This is a genomic window from Actinoplanes cyaneus (assembly GCF_016862095.1).
Lineage (GTDB): Bacteria > Actinomycetota > Actinomycetes > Mycobacteriales > Micromonosporaceae > Actinoplanes > Actinoplanes cyaneus.
Map to the genome: position 1 here is coordinate 12,624 of NZ_BOMH01000015.1, position 25,422 is coordinate 38,045.

The window sequence follows — 25,422 nt, forward strand, 5'->3', positions numbered from 1 at the left end:
CGGGCTTGCGTTGCGACACCCGCGGTCGGGCGAGTCCGAAGACCGAGTATGCTGGATACCGTTTGAGGTCCCGCCTCGGGCCATTCACCCAGGGGCAGCCTGTTTTGACCACGCGCCGCGCGGCCGGGTATTGTTGCCTGCTGTTGTGCGATAGCTGGCGAGCGCTCCCCCTGGGGTGTGCTTGATCGTCGTGTCGACGTCGAGTTCGACGCGACCAGCGCGCGCCCCCAGACCGACGACGAGACAAGGTAATTCTGTGCGTACGTACAGCCCGAAGCCGGGTGAGATCGAGCGTCAGTGGCACATTATCGACGCTTCTGACGTCGTTCTGGGCCGCCTGGCTACCCACACCGCGACCCTCCTCCGCGGCAAGCACAAGCCGACGTTCGCCCCGCACGTCGACACCGGCGACTTCGTGGTGATCATCAACGCCGGCAAGGTCGCTCTGACCGGCAACAAGCGGCAGACCAAGGTCGCCTACCGGCACTCCGGCTACCCGGGTGGTCTGAAGCAGGTCGGTTACGAGGAGCTGCTGACCAAGCGCCCCGAGAAGGCGATCGAGCTGGCCGTCAAGGGCATGCTCCCGCACAACAAGCTCGCGCGGCAGATCATCAAGAAGCTGAAGGTGTACCCGGGCGCCGAGCACCCGCACGCCGCGCAGCAGCCGCAGCCGTTCGAAATCAAGCAGATCGCGCAGTGAGCGCGGGAGAAGGCAGCAGCATGACCGACATCATCGAGCCCGAGGCCGTCGAGCCCGAGGCTGTCGTCGAGACCGTCGAGGAGCCCGCTGAGACGGTCGTCGTGGTCGAGGAGCCCGCGGCGGCTCCGGTCCGCGCCCCGCGCCCCGGTGGTCGTCCGATCCAGACCGTCGGCCGCCGCAAGGAGGCCATCGTCCGGGTGCGTCTCGTCCCCGGCACCGGCAAGATCACCTGCAACGGCCGTGAGCTCGAGGAGTACTTCCCGAGCAAGGTTCACCAGCAGCTGATCCGCGAGCCGCTGGGCACCGTCGAGCGCGCCGAGCAGTTCGACGTCTTCGCGAACCTGCGTGGCGGCGGCATCACCGGCCAGGCCGGCGCGCTGCGTCTCGCCATCTCCCGGGCTCTGATCTCCAACGAGCCCGACGACCGCCCGGCCCTGAAGAAGGCCGGCTTCCTGACCCGTGACGCCCGGGTCAAGGAGAGCAAGAAGTACGGTCTCAAGAAGGCCCGTAAGGCTCCGCAGTACTCGAAGCGCTGATTTTCCTGCGACGGCCGAGTGTGCTTCCCGATTGAGTCGGGGAGCGTGCTCGGCCGTCGTGGTTTTTCGGCGTCTGGTCGATGCTGTGGTCGCTGTGCCGGCGCTGTCACGCGCCCGGCGGCGCCTGTGGTTGCCATGACAGAGCTTTTTCTCGTGTGACACCCCCCTCCCCCCAACTAGCCGTTCCGGTACTCCTGCCCTGACCAGTTGTTGTTGCACGCTTGAGGGCACTTGTCACCGGCGAAAGGAAGCCGCCATGGGGCGACTCTTCGGCACCGACGGCGTTCGCGGCCTCGCGAACGGCGAACTGCTCACCCCGGAACTGGCCCTCTCGGTCGCCGTCGCGGCTGCCCGGGTGCTGGTCGAGACCGACAGCAGCCACCGGCCGCTCGCGATCGTCGGGCGTGACCCGCGAGCCAGCGGCGAAATGCTGGAGGCGGCCGTGGTCGCCGGCCTGACCAGCGCGGGGGCCAACGTGGTCCGGGTCGGCGTGCTGCCGACGCCCGCGGTCGCGTACCTGGTGGGGCAGACCGGCGCCGATCTGGGTGTGATGCTCTCGGCGTCGCACAACCCCATGCCGGACAACGGCATCAAGCTCTTCGCCGCCGGCGGCCAGAAGCTCCCGGACGAGCTGGAGACCCGGATCGAGAAGGCGATCGAGGACGGGCACGGCCTGGTCGGGCGGCCCACCGGCGCCGGCATCGGCCGGGTGCACGACCTGCTGGACGGGGCCGAGCACTACATCAAGCACCTGACCGAGTCGCTCCCGCACCGGCTCGAGGGCATCAAGGTCGTCGTGGACTGCGCGAACGGCGCGGCCAGCGAGGTCGCCCCGGTGGCGTACCGGGAGGCCGGCGCCGAGGTCATCGCGATCCACGCCGAGCCGGACGGGCTGAACATCAACGAGGAGTGCGGCTCCACGCACCTTGACAAGGTCCGCGAGGCGGTGCTGCTGCACGGCGCCGACCTGGGCCTGGCGCACGACGGCGACGCCGACCGCTGCCTGGCCGTCACCGCGTCCGGCGAGGAGGTGGACGGCGACCAGATCATGGCTATCCTGGCGCTGGCCATGCGCGACGCCGGCACGCTGACCGACGACACCCTGGTCGCCACCGTGATGAGCAACCTGGGTCTGCGCATCGCCATGAAGCAGTCCGGGGTCAAGCTGATCGAGACCAAGGTCGGTGACCGCTACGTGCTGGAGCACCTGCAGGCCAACGACCTGGCGCTGGGCGGCGAGCAGAGCGGGCACATCGTCATGCCGGCGTTCGCCACCACCGGCGACGGCGTGCTGACCGGCCTGCACCTGATGGCGCAGCTCGCGGCGAGCGGCAAGTCGCTGGCCGACCTGGCCGCGGTCGTGCACAAGCTGCCGCAGGTGCTGATCAACGTGAAGGTCGGCAACCGCGAGGCCGGGGCCGCCGCCCCGACCGTGCAGGCCGCCGTGGCGCTCGCCGAGGCGGAGCTGGGCGAGACCGGGCGGGTGCTGCTGCGGCCCTCCGGCACCGAGCCGCTGGTCCGGGTGATGGTCGAGGCCGCCACCGAGGACGCCGCGCGCACGGTCGCCGAGCGGATCGCGGGCGAGGTGCGGGCCGCGAGCCCGGTCGCCTGACCTTCCTGCCCGACCTACAACGCCTTGAGGCGGTCGGCCGCTTCGTCGATCACCTCAGGGCGCTTGCAGAAGGCGAACCGGATCAGGTGCCGCCCGGCCTCCTGGTGGTCGTAGAAGACCTGGGTGGGCACCGCCACGACGCCGCAGCGCCCGGGCAGCTCACGGCAGAACGCGACGCCGTCGGTCCCGCCCAGCGGCCGGATGTCGGCGGTCACGAAGTAGGTGCCCTCGGGCGCCAGCACGTCGAACCCGGCCGCGGTCAGTCCGGCGACCAGCCGGTCCCGGTTCGCCCGCAGACCTGCCGTGAGACCGGTGAAGTACGACTCCGGCAGGGCCAGGGCGACCGCGACGGCCGGTTGCAGCGGGGACGCGTTCACGAACGTCAGGAACTGCTTGACCCGCTGCACGGCGGAGACCAGCGGCGCCGGACCGGTGGCCCAGCCGACCTTCCAGCCGGTGCAGGAGAACGTCTTGCCCGCCGACGAGATGCGCAGCGTGCGTTCGCGCATCCCGGGCAGCGTCGCCATCGGGGTGTGCACGCCGTCGAAGACCAGGTGCTCGTAGACCTCGTCGGTGACGGCCCACGTGTCGTGCTCCTGGCAGAGGGCGGCGATCAGCGCCAGCTCCTCGGCGGTGAAGACCTTGCCGGTCGGGTTGTGCGGGGTGTTGAGCAGCACCAGCCGGGTGCGCGGGCCGAACGCCGCCCGCAGTTCCGCCTCGTCGAAGCCGTACCGCCCGTCCGGCCCCGGGCGCAGGGTCACCGGTCGCCGGACCGCGCCGGCCAGGGTGATCGAGGCCGCGTACGAGTCGTAGTACGGCTCGAAGCACACCACCTCGTCGCCAGGCTCGCAGAGCGCCAGGACGGCGGCCGCGATCGCCTCGGTGGCGCCCGCGGTGACCACGACCTCGGAGTCCGGATCCCGGCTCAGCCCCCAGAACCGCTGCTCGTGGGCCGCGATGGCGTGTCGCAGCGCCGGGATGCCGGGCAGCGGCGGGTACTGATTCGCGCCGCTCGACAGGGCTTGCACGGCCGCGGCGAGCATCTCCGGCGGGCCGTCCGTGTCCGGGAAGCCCTGACCGAGGTTGATCGCGCCGGTCCGGGCGGCGAGCGCGGACATCTCGGAGAAGATCGTGGTCCCGAACGGACGCATCCGCTCGACGAGAGGCTCCCTGCTGCTCACCGTGCTCCCTAGTTGAACGTGACCTTGTTGCAGGTGGCGGTGGCGCCGACGCCCGACGCGCTGTGCTCGGCCACCGTCCTGCCGTCGACGGTCGCCTTGCAGGAGATGCTCCCGTCCTGCAGCGAGATGCGCAGCGCCGACACCGACACGAACGACACGCCGTCCATCTCGACCGACAGCCGCCACGGCAGTTTGGCGTCGTTCACCGTCCTGGGCAGACCGCCCAGCTTCTCGGTGTAGACGATGGTCGCCGGACCGTCGCCGCTCACCTCGTACTTCACGGTGATCTTCGCGCTGCCGGCGGTGCTCGGCGCCACCGTGGGCGCCTTGGTGGGCAGGGCCGTCGGGACCTTCTGGATCGCGTCCCCGGCCTTGTCGCGGGCCCGCTGGAACAGCAGCACGCCGGTGGTCACCACGCCGCCGCACAGCAGCAGCGAGACGGCCAGGACCAGGGCGACGAGCGGGACGTTGCTGCGGCGCGGGGCCGGTGGCGGTGGTCCATGGGGACCTTGTTGCCCATAGCCAGGTGGGGCATAGCCGACCGGCGGAAACTCGGAGGTGGGCGGATAGTCCCGCGACGGGTCCTCCTGGTAGCTCATCTCGTCCCTCCGGGTTCGGCCCCTGACGAGGCCGATGACGACGGTACGCCACCGGAGCGAGTGCCCACCGCGCGGTCTATGTTTCCGATCACGTACGATGCTCGTAAGAGTGCTTCTCGAGCATGACGTTTGCGCGAAAGTCGGCTACGCTGCCCGGCATGTGTGGGATCGTTGGTTACGTAGGCAATCGCCCGGCATTGAGCATCGTTCTCGATGGACTCCGCCGGCTGGAGTACCGGGGGTATGACTCCGCCGGGGTCGCCGTCATCGACGGTGGCGTGGTGCGCACCGAGAAGCGGGCCGGCAAGCTGGCCAACCTGGAGAAGGCGCTCGCCGAGCGGGCCGCGGACGGCATCGCCGCCGGGCGCACGGCCATCGGGCACACCCGGTGGGCCACCCACGGCGGGCCGACCGACCGCAACGCCCACCCGCACCTCTCCGCCGACGGCCGGGTCGCCGTCATCCACAACGGCATCATCGAGAACTTCTCCCGGCTGCGCGCCGAGCTCGAGGCCGACGGCATCGAGTTCCGCAGCGACACCGACACCGAGTGCGCGGCGCACCTGCTCGCCGCGGAGATGCGCGCGCTGCGGGCGGCCGGCGGGCAGGACAGCCCCGCGCTGCTCGCCGAGGGCATGCGTCGCGTCGTGCGCCGGCTGGAGGGCGCGTTCACGCTGCTCGCGGTCGACGTCGAGGTGCCCGACGCGGTGGTCGCGGCCCGGCGCAACTCGCCGCTGGTGGTCGGCCGCGGCGAGGGGGAGTACTTCCTGGCCAGTGACGTCTCGGCGTTCATCGAGCACACCCGCGAGGCGGTCGAGCTGGGTCAGGACCAGGTCGTCCTGATCACGCCGGCCGGCATCGAGATCACCGACTTCGACGGCAACCCGGCCGCCGGTCAGGAGTTCCACGTCAACTGGGACCTGTCCGCCGCGGAGAAGGGTGGCTACGAGTACTTCATGCTCAAGGAGATCGCCGAGCAGCCGCAGGCCATCGCCGACACGCTGCTCGGCCGGCTCAGCGAGCGCGGCGAGATCATCCTGGACGAGGTCCGGCTCACCGACCAGGACCTGCGGGACGTGGACAAGGTGTTCATCGTGGCCTGCGGCACGTCGTTCCACGCCGGCATGGTCGCGAAGTACGCCATCGAGCACTGGGTGCGCATCCCCTGCGAGGTGGAGCTGGCCAGCGAGTTCCGCTACCGCGACCCGATCCTGGACCGGTCCACCCTGGTCATCGTGATCAGCCAGTCCGGCGAGACCATGGACACCCTGATGGCGCTGCGGCACGCCAAGGAGCAGAAGGCCCGGGTGCTCGCCATCTGCAACTCCAACGGCTCGACCATCCCGCGCGAGTCGGACGCCGTCCTTTACACCCACGGCGGGCCGGAGATCGCCGTCGCCTCGACCAAGGCGTTCCTGACCCAGCTGGTCGCCTGTTACCTGATCGGCCTGCACCTGGCCCAGATCCGTGGCGTGATGTACGCCGACGAGGTCGCCGCCGTGGTCGAGAAGCTGCGCGCCACCCCGGACAGCCTGCGCACCCTGCTGGCCCGGATGGAGGACGTCCGCGCTCTCGGGCGGGACCTGTCGACCGCGTCCACGGTCCTGTTCATCGGCCGTCACGTCGGCTTCCCGGTGGCCCTGGAGGGCGCGCTCAAGCTCAAGGAGCTCGCCTACATGCACGCCGAGGGCTTCGCCGCCGGTGAGCTCAAGCACGGCCCGATCTCGTTGATCGACCAGGGCACCGCGGTGGTCTGCGTGGTGCCGTCGCCGGCCGGCCGCGGCGTGATGCGCGACAAGGTCGTCTCCAACATCCAGGAGGTCCGCGCCCGTGGCGCCCGGACCATCGTGATCGCCGAGGAGGGTGACGACGACGTCGCGGCCTTCGCCGACCACCTGATCATGGTGCCGCCGACGCCGACCCTGCTCGCGCCGCTGATGACGACCGTGCCGCTGCAGATCCTGGCCTGCGAGATCGCCGCGGCCCGCGGTAACGACGTGGACCAGCCCCGCAACCTGGCGAAGTCGGTCACCGTCGAGTGATCCGCTGAAGCCGGCCCTCATGGCGCCCCGCCCAGGGTGATCCGGGCGAGGGCGTCGAGGGCCGGCTTGCCCCGGTCCCAGTAACCCAGGTGGCCGGCGTCCCACTGGCTGCTGAAGACCCGCGCGCCGAACCTCTCGTCGCCCGGGTTGTGCCCGAACCACAGCTCGTCGGCCGGCCCGGTGGGCGGCGGCGCCGGCAGCAGGTGGCGGACGGCGGTCCCGGGCGAGACCGCCGTGTACTGGATCGGGTCGCTGATCGACGTCGACGCGAACACCCGGTCGGCCGGGACGGTCAGCTCCCTCACCGAGTCGGCGCCGACCCCGGGCGAGCCGACGAAGACCACCCGGTCCGCGTCCAGCGCCCCGGTCGCCGCCTTGCCGACCACCAGCGATCCGTAGCTGTGCCCGAGCACGGTCTGCGTCGCCGCCGGCCCGTCGTGGCTGGCCCGCAACCCCTCCTGGAACCGGCGCAGCCCGACGGCGCCCTCCTCGGCCTGCCGCGCCGACCAGGCCTCCTGCAGGAAATCCGGCGCGTCGTAGCCCAGCCACACCACCGCACTGGTCGCCGTGGCCGGGCCCAGCTCGGTGGCGCGGGCCGCGACCCGCTCGGCACGGACCAGCTCGTGATCAAGCCCGGCCAGGTCGGAGGTCATCCCCGGCACATGGGTCAGCACGTTCGCGGCGCGGTCCGGGTCACCGAAGGCGACCACCGCCGTGCCGTCATTCCCGACATCCAGGCCCAGCAGGTACGCCCGGGGCCCGCCCTCGCTCTCGAGACGCCCGGCGAGCCGGTCCAGCCCGCGCAGCTTGCCCGCGTCAGCGCCCGTGCGCAGCAGCTGGTCGCGCCGGTCCGCGAGCAGCAGCCGGTTCGCCAGATCCCGGTCGGCGACCGGAACCCCGTCCAGCCCGGCGACCGTGCCCGGCTCGTTGCCGAGCAGCCACATCCGCTCGGCCGGGGACAGCCCGTCCCACCACTGCCGGACCTGGGCCGGGGTGGCAGTGCAGTCCGGCCGTCGTCGCTCGCCCGGCGCCACCGGCAGCGCCGCCAGCTCGGCGAGCCGGGCCGTGGCGCTCGCATCGGCGGACTCGGCCACCCGCAGGGCGCCGGCCAGGTCGGGCCGGTCCAGGGCGGGCTCGGCGCCACCGGCCGCGGCACGGGCGCGGTCGAGCAGCACCCGGGCCCGGGACAGCGCGGCCGAGAGCTCGGACAGCACTTGATCGGCTCGCCAGCAGAGCAGCCGGAACAGCACGAGCCGGCGGCGGAGCGTGCCCAGCCGGGTGACCGCGGCGTCGGCGGCCGCGCCCGACCAGGCCGCACGCAACCGGTCGACCAGGGGACCGAACTCGCCGCAGAGCGCGCCCGTGAGCGCGGCCCAGCGGCGCCAGGCGAGGGCGGCGGCGCTCCAGCGGGCCGGATCGGTGGCGCGCAGGCGGTGGTAGGTGACGACGCTCAACGGGCCCCTCGCAGCCGCGCCGCGGCACGGGCGTCGGCATCGTCGTACCCGGCGATCGTGGTCGTGATCAGGGTGACGGTGTCGGTGAGGGCGGCACCGAGGTCGCGCAGGGCACGCACGGCGGCGTCGGTGATGGAGGCGGTGGCGTCGACGGCCGCCCAGCGCGGGCCGGGCACGGGTGACGGCGCCGCGGCGGCTGCCTCCCGCACCCGGGCCGCGGTGGCGCCGGTCGCGGTGGCGGTGTCCCGCAGTTGCTGCGTGTCGACGTCGAGGTCGGGATTCATGGCGGCGAGGCTAGGCGTTCTCCCCGGGGCTCCGGGACGCCCTGTGGACAACCCCGAGGGGGTCATCCACAGACACCCGACGGGTGGGCCCGGCCACCCCCTGCACCTCGCCTCGCTCCCACCCGATCCGCGATCCAGGGCCTAGGGTGTCCGTTGTGATCGTGTCTGTCGGCATCGACGTCGTCCTGGTGGACCGCTTCGCCCAAGCGCTGGAGCGGACGCCGCTGCTCACCGACCGGCTGTTCACCGAGGAGGAGCGGCTGACCGGCTCGGGGAACCCGCGTTCGCCGGAGTCGCTGGCCGCCCGGTTCGCCGCGAAGGAGGCGGTCGCCAAGGCCCTCGGCGCGCCGGCCGGGCTGCGCTGGCACGATTGCGAGATCGTCACCGATCCGGACGGGCGGCCCTGGTTGACCGTTTCGGGTACGGTCGCCGCCGCCGCCTCGGAGCGCGGCATCAATCGATGGCATCTGTCGCTGTCCCACGACGGCGGCATCGCCTCCGCGATGGTCGTCGCGGAAGCCTAGGAGGCGGAAGCCTAGGAGGACAGCATGCGCCTTGCCTGGCGGGTCGCCGACGTACGCGCGGCGGAGAAGACGCTGATGGCGACGCTGCCGGAGGGCACGCTGATGCGGCGCGCCGCGGCCGGACTGGCCCGGCGCTGCGCGCTGCTGCTGGAGCCGACCGGCGGGGTCTACGGCTCCCGGGTGCTGCTGCTGGTCGGCAGCGGTGACAACGGTGGCGACGCGCTCTTCGCCGGGGCGGCGCTGGCTGCCCGGGGCGCCCAGGTGCGCGCGCTGCTGCTCAACCCGGACCGGGTGCACCTGGCCGGGCTCGCGGCGCTGCGCCGGGCCGGCGGGTTCACCACCGTGGACCTGCCCGCCCGTGCCGACCTCGTGGTGGACGGCATCGTCGGGATCGGCGCGTCCGGCGGCCTGCGACAGCCCGCGGCGGCGATCGTCGCGTGCCTCGGTGACCTGCGCGGGCGTACCGGGGAAAGGCCGTTGATCGTCGCGGTGGACGTGCCGAGCGGGGTGCGGGTCGACACCGGTGACGTGCCCGGCGACGCGGTGACCGCGGATGTCACAGTGACCTTCGGCTGTCTCAAACCGGCGCACCTGGTCGGCCCGGCGGCGCCTCGCTGCGGGCAGGTCGAGCTGGTCGACATCGGGCTGGGGCCGAACCTGGTCACCGACCCGGCGGTGCGCGTGGCGGACTCGCAGGACATCGCCGAATGGTGGCCGCGCCCGGGAGCGGCCTCGGACAAGTACACGCGCGGCGTGGTCGGCCTGGCCACCGGCTCGGCGCAGTACCCGGGCGCCGCGCTGCTCTCCACCTCCGGGGCGCTGGCCGGCCCGACCGGGATGGTGCGGTACGCCGGCAGCGCGCAGGAGGAGGTCGTCCGCGCGCATCCCTCGGTGGTCGCCGCGCGGCGGGTCGCCGACGCCGGGCGGGTGCAGGCCTGGGTCTGCGGCTCCGGGCTCGGGACCGGGGCGGACGCCCGCACCGAGCTGCGCAGCGTGCTGGCCACCTCGCTGCCGGTCCTGCTGGACGCGGACGCGATCACCCTGCTGGTCGGCGGCGAGCACGCCGAGGACCTGCGCCGGGACGCGCCGCTGGTGCTGACCCCGCACGACGGCGAGTTCAAGCGGCTGGCCGGGGAGGCGCCGGGCGCCGACCGGATGGCGGCCGCGGCGCGGCTGGCCGCCTGGACGAACGCGGTGGTGCTGCTCAAGGGCGACCGGACGATCGTGGCGACGCCGGGCGGCGAGATCTGGGCGAACCCGACCGGCAGCCCGGCGCTGGCCACCGCGGGCAGTGGGGACGTGCTGGCCGGGCTGCTCGGCTCGCTGCTGGCGGCGGGGCTGCCGGCCGTCCGGGCGGCGGTCACCGCGGCGTACGTGCACGGGCTGGCCGGCCGGCACGCGGCGGAGAACGGGCCGGTCACCGCGCCCGACATCGCCGCCGCGCTGCGTCCCGTGCTGGCCGGCCTGCTGGGGTAGCCACCCGGCCCGAGACGAAACTGTCGTACCCCTCAGTAGGGTGGATGGCATGTGGCAGGCCGAAGTCCGCGTCGATCTGGACGCCATCCGGGACAACGTCGCGTTGCTGCGCGCCCGCACCTCCGCCGAGGTGCTGGTCGCCGTCAAGGCGGACGCCTACGGGCATGGTCTCGTCCCGGCGAGCCGCGCCGCGGTGGCCGGCGGCGCGACCTGGCTCGGGGTGGCCACCCTGGGTGAGGCGCTGGAGCTGCGCCGGGCCGGCATCGAGGCCCGCGTGCTCGCCTGGCTGCTCGCGCCCGGGCTGCCGCTGCACGAGGGTGTCGAGGCGGGCATCGATCTGAGCGCCGCCACCCCCGATCTGATCGCCGAGCTGGTCACCGCCGCGCGCACCGCCGGGCGGCCGGCCCGGGTGCACCTGAAGCTGGACACCGGGCTGGCCCGCGGGGGTGCGGTGCCGTCGGAGTGGCCGGCGCTGTTCGAGGCGGCGGCCAAGGCGCAGGCCGGCGGTGACGTCGAGGTGGTCGGCGTGTGGAGCCACTTCGCCTGCGCCGACGAGCCGGGCCACGAGTCGATCGACCGGCAGCTCGCCGCGTTCACCGCCGGGCTGGAGCTGGCCGGGCGTTACGGGCTGGCCCCGCGCTACCGGCACATCGCGAACTCGGCGGCCACGCTGACCCGGCCGGACGCGCATTTCGACCTGGTCCGGGTCGGGATCGCGGCGTACGGGTTGTCGCCCATCGCCGGGCAGACCTACGGGCTGCGGCCCGCCATGACCGCCCGGGCCCGGGTGACGCTGACCAAACGGGTGCCGCAGGGGCAGGGCGTCTCCTACGGGCTGACCTATCACACGGCGCGGGAGACGACCCTGGCCGTGATTCCGCTGGGCTATGGCGACGGCGTGCCACGTCATGCGTCCAGCGCCGGGCCGGTGCGGGTGGGGGAGGTCACCGCGCGGATCGCCGGGCGGGTCTGCATGGACCAGTTCGTGGTGGACGTCGGTGACGCGCCCGTCGCGGCCGGTGACGTGGTGACGCTCTTCGGCGACGGCGGTCCGAGTGCCGACGACTGGGCCGAGGCCACCGGCACGATCAACTACGAGATCGTCACGCGGTTCGGCAGCAGCCGGGTGCCGCGGGTCCATGTCGGGGAGATCGCGTGAGCCCGTCGCGAGCTGCCCGGACAGCGGGCATCGCCGGCGCCGTGGTCGGGGTGGCGGCCGCCGGGCTGGCCACCGCGTTCGCGGTGGAGCGGGTGCTGGTGCGGCGGTCGGTCAACAAGCCGGGCGATCCCTATGTGGACGAGCCGTTCGGTGATCAGCCGTTCGACGAGGGCCTGACGGTGACCGCGGCCGACGGCACCGAGCTGCACGTGGAGATCGTCGATCCGAAGCTTCCGGAGGAGCCGGCCGAGCCGCCCGCCCGGCGCTGGCTCGGCCGCAAGAAGCCGGAGAGAGCCGAGAAGGACGAGGTCAAGGTCAAGCCGACGATCGTCTTCGTCCACGGCTTCGCCCTCGACATGGGCACCTTCTACTTCCAGCGCAAGGCGCTCGCCGAGCGCGGCGATCACCGGCTGGTCTTCTACGACCAGCCCGGCCACGGTCGCTCCTCGAAACTGCAATCCGGGACGTACGACATAGCCGCGCTCGGCAGATCGCTGGCCGCGGTCTTGGACGCGACGGTGCCGGAGGGCCACATCATCCTGGTCGGCCACTCGATGGGCGGCATGACGATCATGGCGTTCGCCGAGCAGTTCCCGGAGTGGTTCGGCAACCGGGTGACCGGCGTCGTGCTGATGTCCACCTCGGCCGGCCTCTTCGACAAGGCGACCCTCGGCGTGAGCAACGTGGTGGCCCGGTTCAGCTCGCCGTTCTTCCCGCTCTGGGACAAGGCGGCCAAGCTGGGCGGCGGCACCATCGACCGGGCCCGGGTGGCCTCGTCGGACCTGGCCTGGCTGCTCACCCGGCGGTACGGGTTCGGCGACGCCCAGCCCAGCCCGTCCCTGGTCACGTTCGTGGAGAGCATGAACTCCAAGACCTCGGTGGAGACGCTCACCAAGTACCTGAACACCCTCTACCGGCACAGCCGCCTGCCGGCCCTCTCCGCCCTGCGCGGCGTCCCGGTCCTCGTGGTCGTCGGCACCCGGGACTACCTGACCCCGGTCACCCACTCGGAGGAGATCATCAAGGTGCTCCCCGAGGCTGAGCTGCTGAAGGTCGAGAACAGCGGGCACGTGGTGATGCTGGAGAAGGCCGACGAGGTGAACGCGGCCCTGATCCCGTTCCTGGAGAAGATCTCGTGAAGCTGACCACCGTCGAGGAGACGCAGGCGTTCGGCCGCCGCCTCGCCGCCGTGCTGCGCCCGGGCGACCTGGTGCTGCTCGCCGGCCCGCTCGGGGCCGGCAAGACCGCGCTGGCCCAGGGCATCGGGGCGGGGCTGGGCGTGCACGGGCCGATCACCTCGCCCACGTTCGTGATCGCCCGGGTGCATCGCGGTCCGGTGCCGATGGTGCACGCGGACGCGTACCGGCTGGGGGATCGTCCCGACCCGCGCGCCGAGATCGACGACCTGGACCTGGACGCCTCCGCCGACGAGGCGGTCACCGTGGTGGAGTGGGGCGCCGGCCTGGTCGAGCAACTGAACGACGAATACCTGCTGGTCACCATCGACCGGCTGGACGACGACACCCGAGTGATCGAACTGGTTCCGCACGGCGGCGACTGGGCCCGACGACTGGAGAGAATGTGAACCTGACCGAGCTGCTTCCCGGCGAGTGGCGCACCGAGCTGGCCCCCTTCCTGGACGAGAAGGCGACGGCCGCGCTGGGCGAGTTCGTCGCCGCGGAGTATGCCGAGCACACCGTCTACCCACCGGTGGAGGACCTGTTCTCGGCGTACCGGCTGTGCCTGCCGGAGCAGACCCGGGTGCTGATCCTGGGCCAGGACCCGTACCACGGCGCGGGCCAGGCGCACGGGCTGAGCTTCAGCGTGCGTGACGGCGTGCGGGTGCCGCCGTCGCTGCGCAACGTGTTCAAGGAGCTCTCCGAGGACGTGAACATCGCCCCGCCCAAGAGCGGCAACCTGAGCGGCTGGGCGCAGCAGGGCGTGCTGCTGCTCAACGCGGTGCTCACGGTTCGGGCCGGCAAGGCCGCCTCGCACGCCAACAAGGGCTGGGAGACGTTCACCGACGCGACGATCCGGGCGCTGAACGAGCGGGACGAGCGGGTCGTCTTCCTGCTCTGGGGCAACTACGCGAAGAAGAAGGCGGTCCTGGTCACGAACCCGGTGCACGCGGTGATCGAGGCCGGCCACCCGAGCCCGATGAACCCGGCCGGTTTCCTCGGCAGCCGCCCGTTCAGCGCGGCGAACAAGGCCCTCGCGGACGGTGGGCGCCCGGTCATCAACTGGGACCCGCGGGCGACCGACTAGGCTCTTTCCGTGCTTGTTCTGGCTCTGGACACCGCCACGCCGGCGTCGACGGCGGCGCTCATCGAGGTCACCGCGGACGGCCTGTTCGGCGTGGCGGAGAGCCGCACCGTCGATCCCCGGGCGCACGGCGAGAAGCTGGCGCCGGAGATCGCGGCGGTTCTCGCCGAGGCCGGCTTGCGGCCACGTGACCTGACCGCGATCGTGGCCGGTCTCGGCCCCGGGCCGTTCACCGGTCTGCGGGTCGGGCTGGCCACGGCCGCGAGCATGGGTCAGGCGCTCGGCATCCCGACGTACGGGGTGTGCTCGCTGGACGCGCTGGGCCGGGCCGCGGGGCCGGGCCGGGTGCTGATCGCGACGGACGCGCGCCGCCGTGAGGTGTATTACGCGACGTATGCCGACGGCGTACGGGAAAGTGGTCCTGATGTTGCGAAGCCAGCGGATGTCGCGGTAAACGTCGACAAATCGGCTGGTGAGGGCGCGCTGAAGTATGACTTCGGTGTGCCGGTGGAGGAGCACCTGCTCTACCCGTCCGGCGCGGCTCTCGTCGCGATCGCGGCCGATCGGGTCCGGGCCGGGGCGCCCAGCGAGATCCTCACCCCGCTCTACCTGCGTCGCCCGGACGCCGTCGAGCCGGCGGGCCGCAAGCCGGTGCTGACGTGAGGATCGAACGGTTCCGCTGGTGGCACATCGACGACGTGCTGCCGCTGGAGGAGGACCTCTTCGGCCCGGAGAAATGGTCGGCCGCCATGTTCTGGAACGAGCTGGCCCAGCGCAACCACTACGTCGTGGCCCTGGAGAAGGACGCCCTGGTGGGCTATGCCGGTCTCTCCATCGTGGACCGCGAGGAGTCCTGGGTGCAGAACATCGCGGTCCGGCGTGACGCCCAGCGGCTCGGCATCGGCCGGGCCCTGCTCGAGAACCTCCTGGCCGAGGCGGAGCGGAACCGGGTCGGTCGGACACTGCTCGAGGTGGCGGTGGACAACCACGCGGCGCAGAAGCTCTATGCCACTTACGACTTCGAGCCGGTCGGCATCCGGCGCGGCTACTACCAACCCAGCAACACTGACGCCCTGGTGATGATGCGAGATGCGTGACGAGCCCCTGGCCCTCCGGATCAAGACGGTGGTGGCGCGCGATGCGTGACGAGCCCGTGATCCTGCGGATCGTGACGGTGGTGACGCGCGATGCGTGACGAGCCCCTGGTCCTCGGGATCGAGACCTCCTGCGACGAGACCGGCATCGGCATCGTCCGCGGCCACACCCTGCTCGCCGACGCGCTCGCGTCCAGTGTGGATCAGCATGCCCGCTTCGGCGGCGTGGTGCCAGAGGTGGCCAGCCGCGCGCACCTGGAGGCGCTGGTGCCCACCATGCAGCGGGCGCTGGACGAGGCCGGCGTCACCCTGGCCGACATCGACGCGATCGCCGTGACGAGCGGGCCGGGGCTGGCCGGCGCGCTGCTGGTCGGGGTGGCCGCCGCCAAGGGGTATGCGCTGGCCGCCGAGAAACCGATCTACGGCGTGAACCACCTGGCCGCGCACGTGGCGGTGGACACGTTGGAGCACGGCCCGCTGCCCGAGCCGGCGATCGCGATGCTCGTCTCCGGCGGCCATTCGTCGTTGCTGCTGGTCGACGACCTGACGGCGGGCGTGACGCCGCTCGGCGCGACCATCGACGACGCGGCCGGCGAGGCGTTCGACAAGGTGGCGCGGCTGCTGGGGCTGGGCTTCCCGGGCGGGCCGATCATCGACCGTTCGGCGCGTGCGGGCGATCCGGGGTCGATCGCGTTCCCGCGGGGGCTGACCGCGCCGAAGGATCAGGCCGCGCACCGGTTCGACTTCTCGTTCTCCGGGCTGAAGACGGCAGTGGCCCGCTGGGTGGAGGCGCGTGAGCGGGCCGGCGAGCCGGTGCCGGTGGCCGACGTCTCGGCGAGCTTCCAGGAGGCGGTGGTCGACGTGCTCACCACCAAGGCGATCGACGCGTGTCTGAGCAACGGGGTCGGCACGCTGGTGATCGGCGGGGGCGTGGCGGCGAACTCGCGGCTGCGGGTGCTGGCCGAGGAGCGGGCGGCCAAGCACGGGATCGTGGTGCGGGTGCCACGGCCGCAGCTGTGCACCGACAACGGCGCGATGGTGGCGGCGCTCGGCTCGCACCTGGTCGCCGCCGGTGTCGCGCCGAGCCGGCTGGACCTGCCCGCCGACTCCGCGATGAGTTTGACGGCGGTGAGCGTCCCCGGGTGAGGGCGGCTCGTCGCCGTACGGGAGAAGCGGGTTTGATTCTGATCGTGATCCGGGGTAGACAGCGAGCATGATCGCGCGGATGTGGGAGGTGCGGGCCTCGCGCAGCGGCTTCGACGAGCTGCTGAGCTGGGTCTGCGACACGGCGGTGCCCAGCGTGGAGGTGCTGCCACAACATGTGTCGAGTGACGTCTATTCGTCCACTGATCATCGCATCGTCGTCATCACCAAATGGCGCAACACCCCGGAGAGCCTGCCGACGCCGCCGGAGAAGCTGGTAGCACGCGCTCCGCACGTCTGGGATTTCACTCCCGTCGATCGCTGAGCGGTCGCTCCACGGGCCCGGCGGCCGTACCGTCGGGGCCTGATGCGCAGATTGCCCGTGGCCGATCCCGGCCTGCCCGACGCCCGTTCCGCCACCCGTTTTCTGAGCTGGCTGGTCCGGCGCTCCCGTATGACGATCGTCATCGGCATCGTTCTCTCGGTCGCCTGGATGGCGTGCCAGTCCCTGGTTCCGGCGATGGTCGGCCGGGCCATCGACGCGGCGGCCGAGGAGCGTGGCGGCGCGTTGCTCGGCTGGGGTCTGGTGCTGCTCGTGGCCGGCGTCGTGCAGGCGCTGACCGGGATCAGCCGGCACCGTTTCTCGATCTACAACTGGCTCGGCGCGAGTTTCCGGACCGTGCAGGTGACGGTCCGGCAGGCGAACCTGCTCGGCTCGTCGCTGCCGCGTCGCCTGGAGACCGGCGAGGTGGTGGCGATCGGCACCGCTGATGTCACGCACATCGGCGGCGCGGTCGACGTCGCGTCGCGGGGGACGGGCGCGGTGCTGGCGGTCAGCATCGTGACGCTGCTGCTGTTGCACACGTCGGTGCCGCTCGGGCTGGTGGTGCTGATCGGCGTGCCGGCGCTGATGGCTGTCGTGGGTGGACTGATCCGTCCGCTGCACCGCCGGCAGCAGGCGTACCGGGAGCAGCAGGGCCGGCTGACCGGTCAGGCCGCCGACCTGGTCACCGGGCTGCGGGTGTTGCGCGGGGTGGGCGGGGAGGCGGTCATGGTGGCGCGCTATCGCGCCCGGTCGCAGGCGCTTCGCGCGGCCGGCGTACGGACGGCCACCGTCGAGTCCCTGCTGGAAGCGGCCCAGGTCCTGCTGCCCGGAACGTTCCTGGTCCTGGTGACGTGGCTGGGCGCCCGGTTCGCGGCGGACGGGCGGATCACCGTGGGCCAGCTGGTGTCGTTCTACGCGTACGCCGCGTTCCTGGTCGCGCCGCTGCGTCAGCTCACCGAGTCGATCGACAAGGTGACCCGCGGCCACGTGTCGGCCCGCCGGGTGGTGAAGCTGCTCGGGCTGTCCCGCGGCACGCCGCCGCAGTCCCCGGCGGAACGACCATCGGGGGACCTGACCGACCCGGACTCGGGGGTGCGGGTCGTGCCCGGACTGCTCACCGCGATCGTGACCGAGGACCCGGCGGACACGGCCCGGATCGCCGAGCGCCTCGGTGGTTACGCCGCCGGCGCCGAGCTCGGCGGGATCCCACTGGGGTGTCTGCCCCCGGCCGGGCTGCGGGAACACATCCTGGTGGCGGAGAACGACGCCCGGCTCTTCTCCGGGCGCTTACGGGCCGATCTGGATCCGGACCGCGGCGGCCGGCTCGACGAGGCGCTGGAGGCGGCCGCCGCGCAGGACATCGTGGACGGTCTGCCGGACGGCTTGGACAGCGTGGTCGCCGAGCGTGGCCGCTCCTTCTCCGGCGGCCAGCAGCAGCGGCTGCGACTGGTCCGGGCACTGGTCGCGGACCCGGAGATCCTGATCCTGGTCGAGCCGACCAACGCGGTCGACGCGCACACCGAGGCGCGGATCGCCGAGCGGCTCCGGGCCGTACGCTCCGGGCGTACCACCGTCGTCTGCACCTCCAGCCCGCTCGTGCTGGGGCACACCGACCGGGTGCTCTACCTGGAACGGGGACGGGTGGCAGCCGCCGGGACCCATCACGAGCTGCTGGACTCGGAGCCGCGGTACGCCCGCGTGGTCCTCCGCGAGGAGCAGCCGTGACGCATGCACTCCCTGTCGCCGGCCGTTCCCAGGCCTGGCGTTACGCCCGATCGTTGTTCCGCACCCACCCCGGCATGTTCCGCGCCACCATCGGGCTGCACCTGCTCGCCGCGCTGGCCGGCCTCGCCGGGCCCTGGCTGCTCGGCGACCTGGTGCAGGCCGTCCAGCGGTCGGCGCAGGTGGCCGAGCTGAACCGGCTCGCCACCGCGCTGGCCGGGTTCGTGCTGCTGCAGGCCGTGCTGATCCGGTTCGCGTATCTCGCCTCGGCCCGGCTCGGCGAGCAGGTGCTGGCCGAGTTGCGGGAGGAGTTCATCGCCCGGGTGCTCACGCTGCCGCTCGGAACGGTGGAGTCGGCGGGGACCGGGGACCTGCTGACACGTACCACCCGGGATGTCGACGCCCTCTCCCGGTGCGTCCGGCTGGCCGTGCCGGAGACGCTGATCGCCCTGCTCACCGGTGGCCTGGTGGTGGTCGCGCTGGTCGCGGTCAGCCCGATCCTGGCCGCTCCGCTGCTGATCGGCGTGCCGATCACGGTCGCCGGGACCCGGTGGTACGTCCGTCGCGCCCCCGCCGGATATCTGCGGCAGAACGCGGCCTACTCGGAGGTGACCGACGGGCTCGCCGAGACGGTCGAGGGCGCCCGCACGGTGGAGGCGCTCGGGCGGCAGGGGCAGCGGATCGCGCGTACCGACCGGGACCTGGGCCGATCGTGGCGGGCCGAGCGGTACACGTTGTTCCTGCGGACGATCTGGTGGCCGGTGATCGAGGTCAGTTACGTGCTGCCGATGGTGCTGACCCTGCTCGCTGGCGGCTGGCTCTACCTGCGGCACGCGGTCTCACTGGGCCAGCTGACCGCCGCTGTCGTCTATGTCCAGCAGCTGATCCACCCGCTCGACAGGCTGCTCTCCTGGCTGGACGAGCTGCAGGTGGGCGCCGCGTCGCTGGCCCGGCTGCTCGGCGTGGCGGACGCGCCGGAGCCGTCCCGTCCGGCCGCGCCGCTGCCGGTGGGCACCCGGATCGAGGTGCGCGGGGTGCGCTTCGGCTACCTCGAGGGGCGTGAGGTGTTGCACGGCGTCGACCTGACCCTGCGACCGGGGGAGCGGCTGGCCGTGGTCGGCCCCTCAGGCGCCGGCAAGTCCACCCTGGGCCGGCTGCTGGCCGGCATCCACCGGCCCACCGAGGGCAGCGTGACGGTCGGCGGGGTGCCGCTCGGCGCGCTCGCCCCGGACCGGCTGCGCGCCGAGGTGGCGCTGGTCAGCCAGGAGCACCACGTCTTCATCGGCACCCTGCGGGAGAACGTGGCGATGGCCCGCCCGGCCGCGCCGGAGCCGGACGTGCGGACCGCTCTGGCCGCCGTGAACGCCCTGGAGTGGTCGGACGCGCTGCCCGCCGGGCTGGACACCCCGGTCGGCGACGGCGGGCATCCGCTGACCGCGGCTCAGGCGCAGCAGGTGGCGCTGGCCCGGCTGATCCTCGCCGACCCGCACACGCTGGTGCTGGACGAGGCGACCGCGCTGCTCGACCCGCGGGCGGCGCGGGACCTGGAACGGTCGCTGGCGGCGGTGGTGCACGGGCGGACCGTGGTGGCGATCGCGCACCGGCTCTTCTCCGCGCACGACGCGGACCGGGTGGCCGTGGTGGAGGACGGCCGGATCACCGAGCTGGGCTCGCACGACGAGCTGGTGGCGGCGAACGGTTCCTACGCCGCGCTCTGGCGTTCCTGGCAGGGCGAGGCGCCGGAGAAGCCTCCGGACATGGCGAGGGCGCGCCCCCGGGAGGACGCGCCCTTCTGAAACCGATGGATCAGAAGCCCGGACCGTGCTGGTGGCCGTGCCCGTGACCGTGACCGTGGCCACCGGCGGCGGCCGGCTCCGGCTCGGCCGGCTTCTCCACGATCAGGCTTTCCGTGGTCAGCAGCAGCCCGGCGATCGAGACGGCGTTGGAGACCGCGTTGCGGGTCACCTTCACCGGGTCGATGATGCCGGCGGCGGCCAGGTCCACGTACTCGTCGGTGGCCGCGTTGAGGCCGTGGCCCCAGCCCAGCTCGTTGACCTTGCCCACCACGACGTAACCGTCGTGGCCGGCGTTCTGGGCGATCCAGCGCAGCGGCTCGACCAGCGCCTTGCGGACGATCGAGACGCCGATCGCCTCCTCGCCGGTCAGGTCCAGGTTGCCGTCGAGCTCCTTGGCGACCTGCGCGAGAGCGGCGCCGCCGCCGGGGACGGTGCCCTCCTCGACAGCCGCCTTGGTCGCCGCGATGGCGTCCTCGATGCGGTGCTTGCGCTCCTTCATCTCGACCTCGGTCGCGGCGCCGACCTTGATCACCGCGATGCCGCCGGAGAGCTTCGCCAGCCGCTCCGAGAGCTTCTCACGGTCCCAGTCGGAGTCCGACGCCTCGATCTCCTTGCGGATCTGCGAGACCCGGTCGGCGACCTCGGCGGAGTTGCCGCCGCCGTCGACGATCGTGGTGTTCTCCTTGTCGACGACGATCCGCCGGGCGCTGCCCAGCTGCTCGAGGCCGACCTGGTCGAGCTTGTAACCGAGCTCGGGGGCGATCAGCTCGCCGCCGGTCGCGATCGCCAGGTCCTGCAGGATCGCCTTGCGGCGGTCACCGAAGCCGGGCGCCTTCACGGCAGCGACCTTGATGGTCTTGCGCAGCGAGTTGACCACCAGGGTGGAGAGCGCCTGGCCCTCCACGTCCTCGGCGATGATGAGCAGCGGCTTGCTGGTCTGCAGCACCTTCTCCAGCAGCGGGAGCAGCTCCTCGATGCTGGAGATCTTCTGGGTGGTGATGAGGATGTGCGCGTCCTCCAGCACCGCCTCCTGCGACTCGGCGTCGGTCACGAAGTTCGGCGAGATGAAGCCCTTGTCGAACTGCAGGCCCTCGGTGACGTCGAGCTCGGTCGCCATCGCCGAGCCCTCCTCGACGGTGATGACACCGTCGCGGCCGACGCGGTCCATCGCCTCGGCGATCAGCTCGCCGATGGTGGCGTCCTGCGCCGAGATGGTGGCGACGTTGGCGATCGCCTTGTGGTCGGCGACCTCGACGGCCTTCGCCAGCAGCGACTTGGACACGACCTCGGAGGCCTTGTCCATGCCGCGCTTGAGGCCGATCGGGTTGGCGCCCGCGGTGACGTTGCGCAGGCCCTCACGGACCAGGGCCTGAGCCAGAACGGTCGCCGTGGTGGTCCCGTCGCCGGCGACGTCGTTGGTCTTGGTCGCCACCTCCTTGACGAGCTGCGCGCCGAGGTTCTGGTACGGGTCGGTGAGCTCGATCTCCTTGGCGATGGTGACACCGTCGTTGGTGATCGTCGGAGCGCCGAACTTCTTGTCCAGGACGACGTTGCGGCCGCGCGGGCCGAGAGTGACCTTGACCGTGTCGGCGAGCGTGTTGACGCCGTGCTCCAGCAGGTGCCGGGCGTCGTCAGAGAAGCTGAGGATCTTCGCCATGTATTGGTCCCTTCAAGCGCCGACGCCCTGCCCCGATTTCCCGGAACAGGGCGCCTGCACAGTCGGTTTAGGTCTTACTTCTCGATGACCGCGAGGACGTCGCGGGCGGAGAGCACCAGGTACTCCTCACCGGCGTACTTGACCTCGGTGCCGCCGTACTTCGAGTAGAGGACCACGTCGCCGACCTTGACGTCGAGCGGAACGCGGTTGCCCTTGTCGTCGATCCGGCCGGGACCGACGGCGAGGACGGTGCCCTCCTGCGGCTTCTCCTTGGCGGTGTCGGGGATCACGATGCCGGAAGCAGTCGTGGTCTCAGCCTCGTTCGCCTGGACCACGATGCGGTCCTCGAGCGGCTTGATCGCAACCTTGGTCGCGGTAGTCACGGGCATACCCTCCTGGGTACAGGTTTCGCCGGCCTTGAACCAGGCCAGTCAATGCCTCATGCCACCGGGCGGGGCCGTCGTCGCGGGTGCCGGTCCGCCTGGTGCCTAACCGCCACGGGCGAGCCCGGGCGGCTGGCACCCTCATGTTGAGAGTGCTAACCGGAGATTATGCCGGAACTAGCACTCCGTCAACCAGAGTGCCAACCTGTCACGCCGGGGAGAATGCCTGGTGTGACCCCTGAACTTCTTACCCTGCTGCAGACCCCGCAAGGGGTGGATGCCCTGGCCGCGGCGGCCGAGGCCGGCGACGGCGAGCCACTTGCCGCGGCCTCGGCGCTGCGGGCCCGGGGCTTCGGCGCGGAGCTGGCCGCAGCCGCACTCACCCAGGCTAGTTTGCGCCGGCGGGCGGCGGTGAAGTTCGGCCCGGACGCCACCCGAATGTTCTTCACCCGGCAGGGTCTCGAGCAGGCGACCCGCGCCGTGGTCGCCGAGCGCCGGGCCGCCCGGCTCGCCGCCTCCGGCGCGACGACCCTCGCCGATCTGGGTTGCGGCCTGGGCTCCGACGCGCTCGCCGCGGCGCGGCTGGGGATCTCGGTGCACGCCGTGGAGGCCGACCCCGCCACGGCCGCGCTCGCCGCCGCCAACGCGCGGGCCGCGGGGCTGGCCGATCGGATCACTGTCACCTGCGCCGACGCCACCACCGTCGAGGTGGAGAGGTTCGACGCGGTCTTCGCCGACCCGGCGCGCCGCCAGGCCGGGCGTGGCCGGGTGTTCGACCCGAAGGCGTACTCGCCGCCCTGGGACTTCGTGGCCGGTCTCGCCGAGCGGGTGCCGCGGACCGTGCTCAAGCTGGCCCCGGGCATCGACCACGGCCTGCTGCCGCCGGGCGCTGAGGGTGAGTGGGTCAGCGTCGGCGGCGACCTGGTCGAGGCGGCGTTCTGGTGCGGCCCGCTGGCCCGCGCGCCGCGGCGGGCGACTCTGGTCGGCCTCGGCGAGCTGACCGGCTCGGGGCTGGCGAAAGCGCCGGTCGGGCCGGTCGGCGCGTGGTTCTACGACCCGGACCCGGCAGTGGTCCGGTCGCACCTGGTCGCGGAGTTCGCCGCGGGGATCGGCGGCCGGCTCGGCGACCCGGAGATCGCGTACGTCTACACCGACGACCCGGTCGACACGCCGTTCGCGCGCCGGCTGGAGGTCACCGACATGCTGCCGTTCTCACTGAAGCGGCTGCGGGCGCTGCTGCGCGAGCGTGGGGTGGGGACGCTGGAGATCCGCAAGCGCGGCTCCGCGCTGGTGCCGGATCAACTGCGCAAGGACCTGAAGCTGAGCGGACCGCATGCCGCCGGCCTGGTGCTGACCCGGGTGGCCGGCGCGCCGACCGCGCTGCTGACCGCGCACTCGTGACGACGACGAAAGGCGCAACGTAACCGAATCGTCGCAACGGGTCGGTATCGGGGCGAGGCGTAGATCACTTCGGGGGTACCGTGCCGCACATGCCGAAGAAAGCGGCCGGCACCCCGGCCACCGTGCTGCTGACCGCGGAGAAGGTGCCCCACACCCTTCATCCGTACGAGGTGTCGCCCGACGCGCCGAACTACGGCGCCCTCGTCGCGCAGGCCCTCGGGGTGGCGCCGAAACGGCTGTTCAAGACGCTGATCGCCGAGGTGGACGGCCGGCTCGTGGTCGGCGTCGTGCCGGTCACCGGCGATCTCGACCTCAAGGCGCTGGCGCACGCCGCGGATGGCAAGCGGGCCACGCTCGCCGAGCGGGCCGCCGCCGAGCGCAGCAGTGGCTACGTGCGCGGCGGCATCTCTCCGCTGGGCCAGCGCAAGCGACTGCCCACAGTGATCGACTCCTCGGCGCAGGACCTGGATCTCATGTACGTCTCCGCGGGCCGCCGCGGTCTGCAGGTCTCCCTGGCGCCGGCCGACCTGATCCGGTTGACCAGCGCGACCGTCGCGGTGATCAGAAGCTGACACAGCGTCCCGGTGATGACGACCGGGATCCTTCGGGCCCACCTCGCGATCTCACTCAGCGTCACCTGACGTACCAAGATCGACGACTTTCCGGGGCAGTTCACGCATGCAGGGGCTCAGTCGTGTTGCTGGATTGTTATCCAGCGTTACGAGATAGATCTCCGCAGTGGGTTGTGTTCCAGGCCACTGTCGGAATACGTTGCCGGGCACAACAAACCGGTTCCTGATCCATCGGCGCCCAGGGGAGCGACACTCCCAGGCACGCACCACCCCTGTGACAAATCCGAACGAAGGCCCCGGATTTACCCCCCGAAAGGACATACGGAATGCGTAAGGGACTGTTCGCCCTTGCCGCGGTCGGCCTGCTGGCCACCGGAAGCATGGCTGCCTGTGGTGACGACAAGGGCAGTGACACCGGTGCGTCCGGTGGTAGCGGTAGCAAGGTCGGCAAGGTCGGCGTGATCCTGCCCGACACCAAGAGCTCGGCTCGGTGGGAGACGGCGGACACGAAGTACCTGACGGAGGCGTTCAAGGCCGCGGGCGTCGAGGTCGAGATCAAGAACGCGCAGAACGACAAGGCCGCGTTCCAGACCATCGCCGACGGCATGATCCAGGGGGGCGTCAAGGTCCTCATGATCGTCAACCTGGACGCGGGCACCGGCAAGAACGTGCTGGACAACGCCAAGAAGGCCGGCATCGCGACGATCGACTACGACCGGCTGACCCCGGGCGGCGGCGCCAACTACTACGTGTCGTTCGACAACGTCCAGGTCGGCAAGCTGCAGGGCGAGGGCCTGGTCAAGTGCCTGACCGACGCGAAGGCGGACAAGCCCTTCGTCGCCGAGCTCAACGGCTCCCCGACCGACAACAACGCCACGCTGTTCAAGCAGGGCTACGACTCGGTCCTGCAGCCGAAGTACGACTCGGGCGACTACCAGAAGGGCCCGGACGACTCGGTTCCGGAGTGGGACAACGCCAAGGGCGGCACCATCTTCGAGCAGCAGCTCACCAAGCAGCCGAAGATCGCGGGCGTGCTCGCCGCCAACGACGGCCTCGGTAACGCGGCCATCGAGGTGCTGAAGAAGAACAAGCTGAACGGCAAGGTCCCGGTGACCGGCCAGGACGCGACCGTGCAGGGCCTGCAGAACATCCTCGCCGGCGACCAGTGCATGACGGTCTACAAGGCCATCAAGAAGGAGGCCAACGCGGCCGCCGAGTTGGCTGTCGCGCTCGCCAAGGGCCAGAAGCCGACCACCGCGACCGGCACCACGGAGGACCCGACCACCAAGGCGGCCGTCCCGTCCGTGCTGCTGACCCCGGAGGCGATCACCAAGGAGAACGTCAAGGCGGTCGTCGACGACGGCTACGTCACCAAGGCGGAGCTGTGCACCGCCGCCTTCGCCGCGGCCTGCACCACCGCCGGCATCAGCTGACCCAGCGCAGCATCACCGCTTGAACCGGCGACGGCGCCGCTCACGCACTCGCGTGGGCGGCGCCGGA

At 71.9% G+C, this 25,422-nt stretch carries 25 protein-coding genes; 19 read left to right on the forward strand and 6 right to left on the reverse strand.

Features of this window, described 5'->3' with window-relative positions:
• Positions 1-256: 256 nt before the first annotated feature.
• From rplM to glmM, 3 genes are all read left to right on the forward strand, one after another.
• The gene (rplM, locus tag Acy02nite_RS09645) at positions 257-700 is read left to right on the forward strand and encodes a 50S ribosomal protein L13 (RefSeq protein ID WP_109598659.1); all 444 of its coding nucleotides are present in this window, start codon (positions 257-259) and stop codon (positions 698-700) included.
• A gap of 20 nt (positions 701-720) precedes the next feature.
• Complete coding sequence (gene rpsI, locus Acy02nite_RS09650; RefSeq protein ID WP_203739571.1) at positions 721-1,236, forward strand: 30S ribosomal protein S9; 516 nt, start codon at positions 721-723, stop codon at positions 1,234-1,236.
• Between the two features lie 256 nt (positions 1,237-1,492).
• A complete protein-coding gene (gene glmM / locus Acy02nite_RS09655; RefSeq protein WP_203739572.1) occupies positions 1,493-2,848 on the forward strand; it encodes a phosphoglucosamine mutase in 1,356 nt (451 codons plus the stop codon).
• A 14-nt stretch (positions 2,849-2,862) separates the two neighbouring features.
• Here the strand turns inward: glmM and Acy02nite_RS09660 are convergent, their stop codons facing one another.
• Complete coding sequence (locus Acy02nite_RS09660) at positions 2,863-4,029, reverse strand: pyridoxal phosphate-dependent aminotransferase (RefSeq protein WP_203739573.1); 1,167 nt, start codon at positions 4,027-4,029, stop codon at positions 2,863-2,865.
• 8 nt (positions 4,030-4,037) lie between these two features.
• A complete protein-coding gene (locus Acy02nite_RS09665) occupies positions 4,038-4,628 on the reverse strand; it encodes an MmpS family transport accessory protein (protein WP_203739574.1) in 591 nt (196 codons plus the stop codon).
• Between the two features lie 158 nt (positions 4,629-4,786).
• Between Acy02nite_RS09665 and glmS the strand changes: the two genes are divergently transcribed.
• The gene (glmS, locus tag Acy02nite_RS09670; protein ID WP_203739577.1) at positions 4,787-6,670 is read left to right on the forward strand and encodes a glutamine--fructose-6-phosphate transaminase (isomerizing); all 1,884 of its coding nucleotides are present in this window, start codon (positions 4,787-4,789) and stop codon (positions 6,668-6,670) included.
• 17 nt (positions 6,671-6,687) lie between these two features.
• On the opposite strand, the gene Acy02nite_RS09675 is transcribed toward glmS, so the two are convergent.
• Both Acy02nite_RS09675 and Acy02nite_RS09680 read right to left on the reverse strand, forming a co-directional pair.
• The gene (locus tag Acy02nite_RS09675) at positions 6,688-8,124 is read right to left on the reverse strand and encodes an alpha/beta hydrolase (RefSeq protein WP_203739579.1); all 1,437 of its coding nucleotides are present in this window, start codon (positions 8,122-8,124) and stop codon (positions 6,688-6,690) included.
• On the reverse strand, positions 8,121-8,408 hold the full coding sequence (locus Acy02nite_RS09680) for a hypothetical protein (RefSeq protein ID WP_203739581.1): 288 nt from the start codon (positions 8,406-8,408) through the stop codon (positions 8,121-8,123). Before Acy02nite_RS09680 ends, Acy02nite_RS09675 begins: the two co-directional genes overlap by 4 nt.
• Before the next feature lie 155 nt (positions 8,409-8,563).
• On the opposite strand from Acy02nite_RS09680, the gene Acy02nite_RS09685 reads away from it, so the two are divergent.
• The 12 genes from Acy02nite_RS09685 (at position 8,564) to Acy02nite_RS09740 (ending at position 19,909) form a co-directional block, all read left to right on the forward strand.
• Positions 8,564-8,932, forward strand: coding sequence for a holo-ACP synthase (locus Acy02nite_RS09685; RefSeq protein WP_203739583.1), 369 nt, complete (start codon positions 8,564-8,566; stop codon positions 8,930-8,932).
• A gap of 24 nt (positions 8,933-8,956) precedes the next feature.
• On the forward strand, positions 8,957-10,408 hold the full coding sequence (locus Acy02nite_RS09690) for an NAD(P)H-hydrate dehydratase (RefSeq protein ID WP_203739585.1): 1,452 nt from the start codon (positions 8,957-8,959) through the stop codon (positions 10,406-10,408).
• Between the two features lie 49 nt (positions 10,409-10,457).
• A complete protein-coding gene (gene alr / locus Acy02nite_RS09695; protein WP_203739591.1) occupies positions 10,458-11,567 on the forward strand; it encodes an alanine racemase in 1,110 nt (369 codons plus the stop codon).
• Positions 11,564-12,706 (forward strand): alpha/beta fold hydrolase, encoded by a 1,143-nt coding sequence (locus Acy02nite_RS09700; RefSeq protein ID WP_203739592.1) that lies wholly within the window; start codon positions 11,564-11,566, stop codon positions 12,704-12,706. The genes alr and Acy02nite_RS09700 overlap by 4 nt, the downstream gene beginning before the upstream one ends.
• Positions 12,703-13,152 carry a tRNA (adenosine(37)-N6)-threonylcarbamoyltransferase complex ATPase subunit type 1 TsaE gene (gene tsaE, locus Acy02nite_RS09705; RefSeq protein ID WP_203739597.1) on the forward strand — a complete coding sequence of 150 codons (450 nt, stop codon included), beginning with the start codon at positions 12,703-12,705 and terminating at the stop codon, positions 13,150-13,152. The genes Acy02nite_RS09700 and tsaE overlap by 4 nt, the downstream gene beginning before the upstream one ends.
• Positions 13,149-13,832 (forward strand): uracil-DNA glycosylase, encoded by a 684-nt coding sequence (gene ung, locus Acy02nite_RS09710; protein WP_203739599.1) that lies wholly within the window; start codon positions 13,149-13,151, stop codon positions 13,830-13,832. The genes tsaE and ung overlap by 4 nt, the downstream gene beginning before the upstream one ends.
• A 9-nt stretch (positions 13,833-13,841) precedes the next feature.
• Complete coding sequence (gene tsaB, locus Acy02nite_RS09715) at positions 13,842-14,492, forward strand: tRNA (adenosine(37)-N6)-threonylcarbamoyltransferase complex dimerization subunit type 1 TsaB (RefSeq protein ID WP_203739601.1); 651 nt, start codon at positions 13,842-13,844, stop codon at positions 14,490-14,492.
• Complete coding sequence (gene rimI / locus Acy02nite_RS09720; protein WP_203739603.1) at positions 14,489-14,926, forward strand: ribosomal protein S18-alanine N-acetyltransferase; 438 nt, start codon at positions 14,489-14,491, stop codon at positions 14,924-14,926. Before tsaB ends, rimI begins: the two co-directional genes overlap by 4 nt.
• A gap of 90 nt (positions 14,927-15,016) precedes the next feature.
• Positions 15,017-16,069, forward strand: coding sequence for a tRNA (adenosine(37)-N6)-threonylcarbamoyltransferase complex transferase subunit TsaD (gene tsaD / locus Acy02nite_RS09725; RefSeq protein WP_203739604.1), 1,053 nt, complete (start codon positions 15,017-15,019; stop codon positions 16,067-16,069).
• 67 nt (positions 16,070-16,136) lie between these two features.
• Entirely contained in the window at positions 16,137-16,391 is a 255-nt protein-coding gene (locus tag Acy02nite_RS09730; RefSeq protein WP_203739606.1) for a hypothetical protein, read from the forward strand.
• A 42-nt stretch (positions 16,392-16,433) separates the two neighbouring features.
• Positions 16,434-18,116 (forward strand): ABC transporter transmembrane domain-containing protein, encoded by a 1,683-nt coding sequence (locus tag Acy02nite_RS09735; protein ID WP_203739608.1) that lies wholly within the window; start codon positions 16,434-16,436, stop codon positions 18,114-18,116.
• The gene (locus Acy02nite_RS09740) at positions 18,113-19,909 is read left to right on the forward strand and encodes an ABC transporter ATP-binding protein (protein ID WP_203739610.1); all 1,797 of its coding nucleotides are present in this window, start codon (positions 18,113-18,115) and stop codon (positions 19,907-19,909) included. The genes Acy02nite_RS09735 and Acy02nite_RS09740 overlap by 4 nt, the downstream gene beginning before the upstream one ends.
• 10 nt (positions 19,910-19,919) lie before the next feature.
• Here Acy02nite_RS09740 and groL read toward each other — a convergent pair whose 3' ends face one another.
• Both groL and groES read right to left on the reverse strand, forming a co-directional pair.
• Positions 19,920-21,566 (reverse strand): chaperonin GroEL, encoded by a 1,647-nt coding sequence (gene groL, locus Acy02nite_RS09745; RefSeq protein WP_203739612.1) that lies wholly within the window; start codon positions 21,564-21,566, stop codon positions 19,920-19,922.
• Between the two features lie 74 nt (positions 21,567-21,640).
• The gene (gene groES / locus Acy02nite_RS09750; protein ID WP_014687825.1) at positions 21,641-21,949 is read right to left on the reverse strand and encodes a co-chaperone GroES; all 309 of its coding nucleotides are present in this window, start codon (positions 21,947-21,949) and stop codon (positions 21,641-21,643) included.
• A gap of 222 nt (positions 21,950-22,171) precedes the next feature.
• On the opposite strand from groES, the gene Acy02nite_RS09755 reads away from it, so the two are divergent.
• The 3 genes from Acy02nite_RS09755 to Acy02nite_RS09765 all read left to right on the forward strand — a co-directional run bounded on the left by Acy02nite_RS09755 (position 22,172) and on the right by Acy02nite_RS09765 (position 25,355).
• Positions 22,172-23,350, forward strand: coding sequence for a class I SAM-dependent methyltransferase (locus Acy02nite_RS09755; protein ID WP_203739613.1), 1,179 nt, complete (start codon positions 22,172-22,174; stop codon positions 23,348-23,350).
• 89 nt (positions 23,351-23,439) lie between these two features.
• Positions 23,440-23,922: a Cys-tRNA(Pro) deacylase gene (gene ybaK, locus Acy02nite_RS09760; protein ID WP_203739615.1), complete on the forward strand. Its 483-nt coding sequence runs from the start codon at positions 23,440-23,442 to the stop codon at positions 23,920-23,922.
• A 326-nt stretch (positions 23,923-24,248) separates the two neighbouring features.
• Complete coding sequence (locus tag Acy02nite_RS09765) at positions 24,249-25,355, forward strand: sugar ABC transporter substrate-binding protein (protein ID WP_203739617.1); 1,107 nt, start codon at positions 24,249-24,251, stop codon at positions 25,353-25,355.
• Positions 25,356-25,422: the final 67 nt, after the last annotated feature.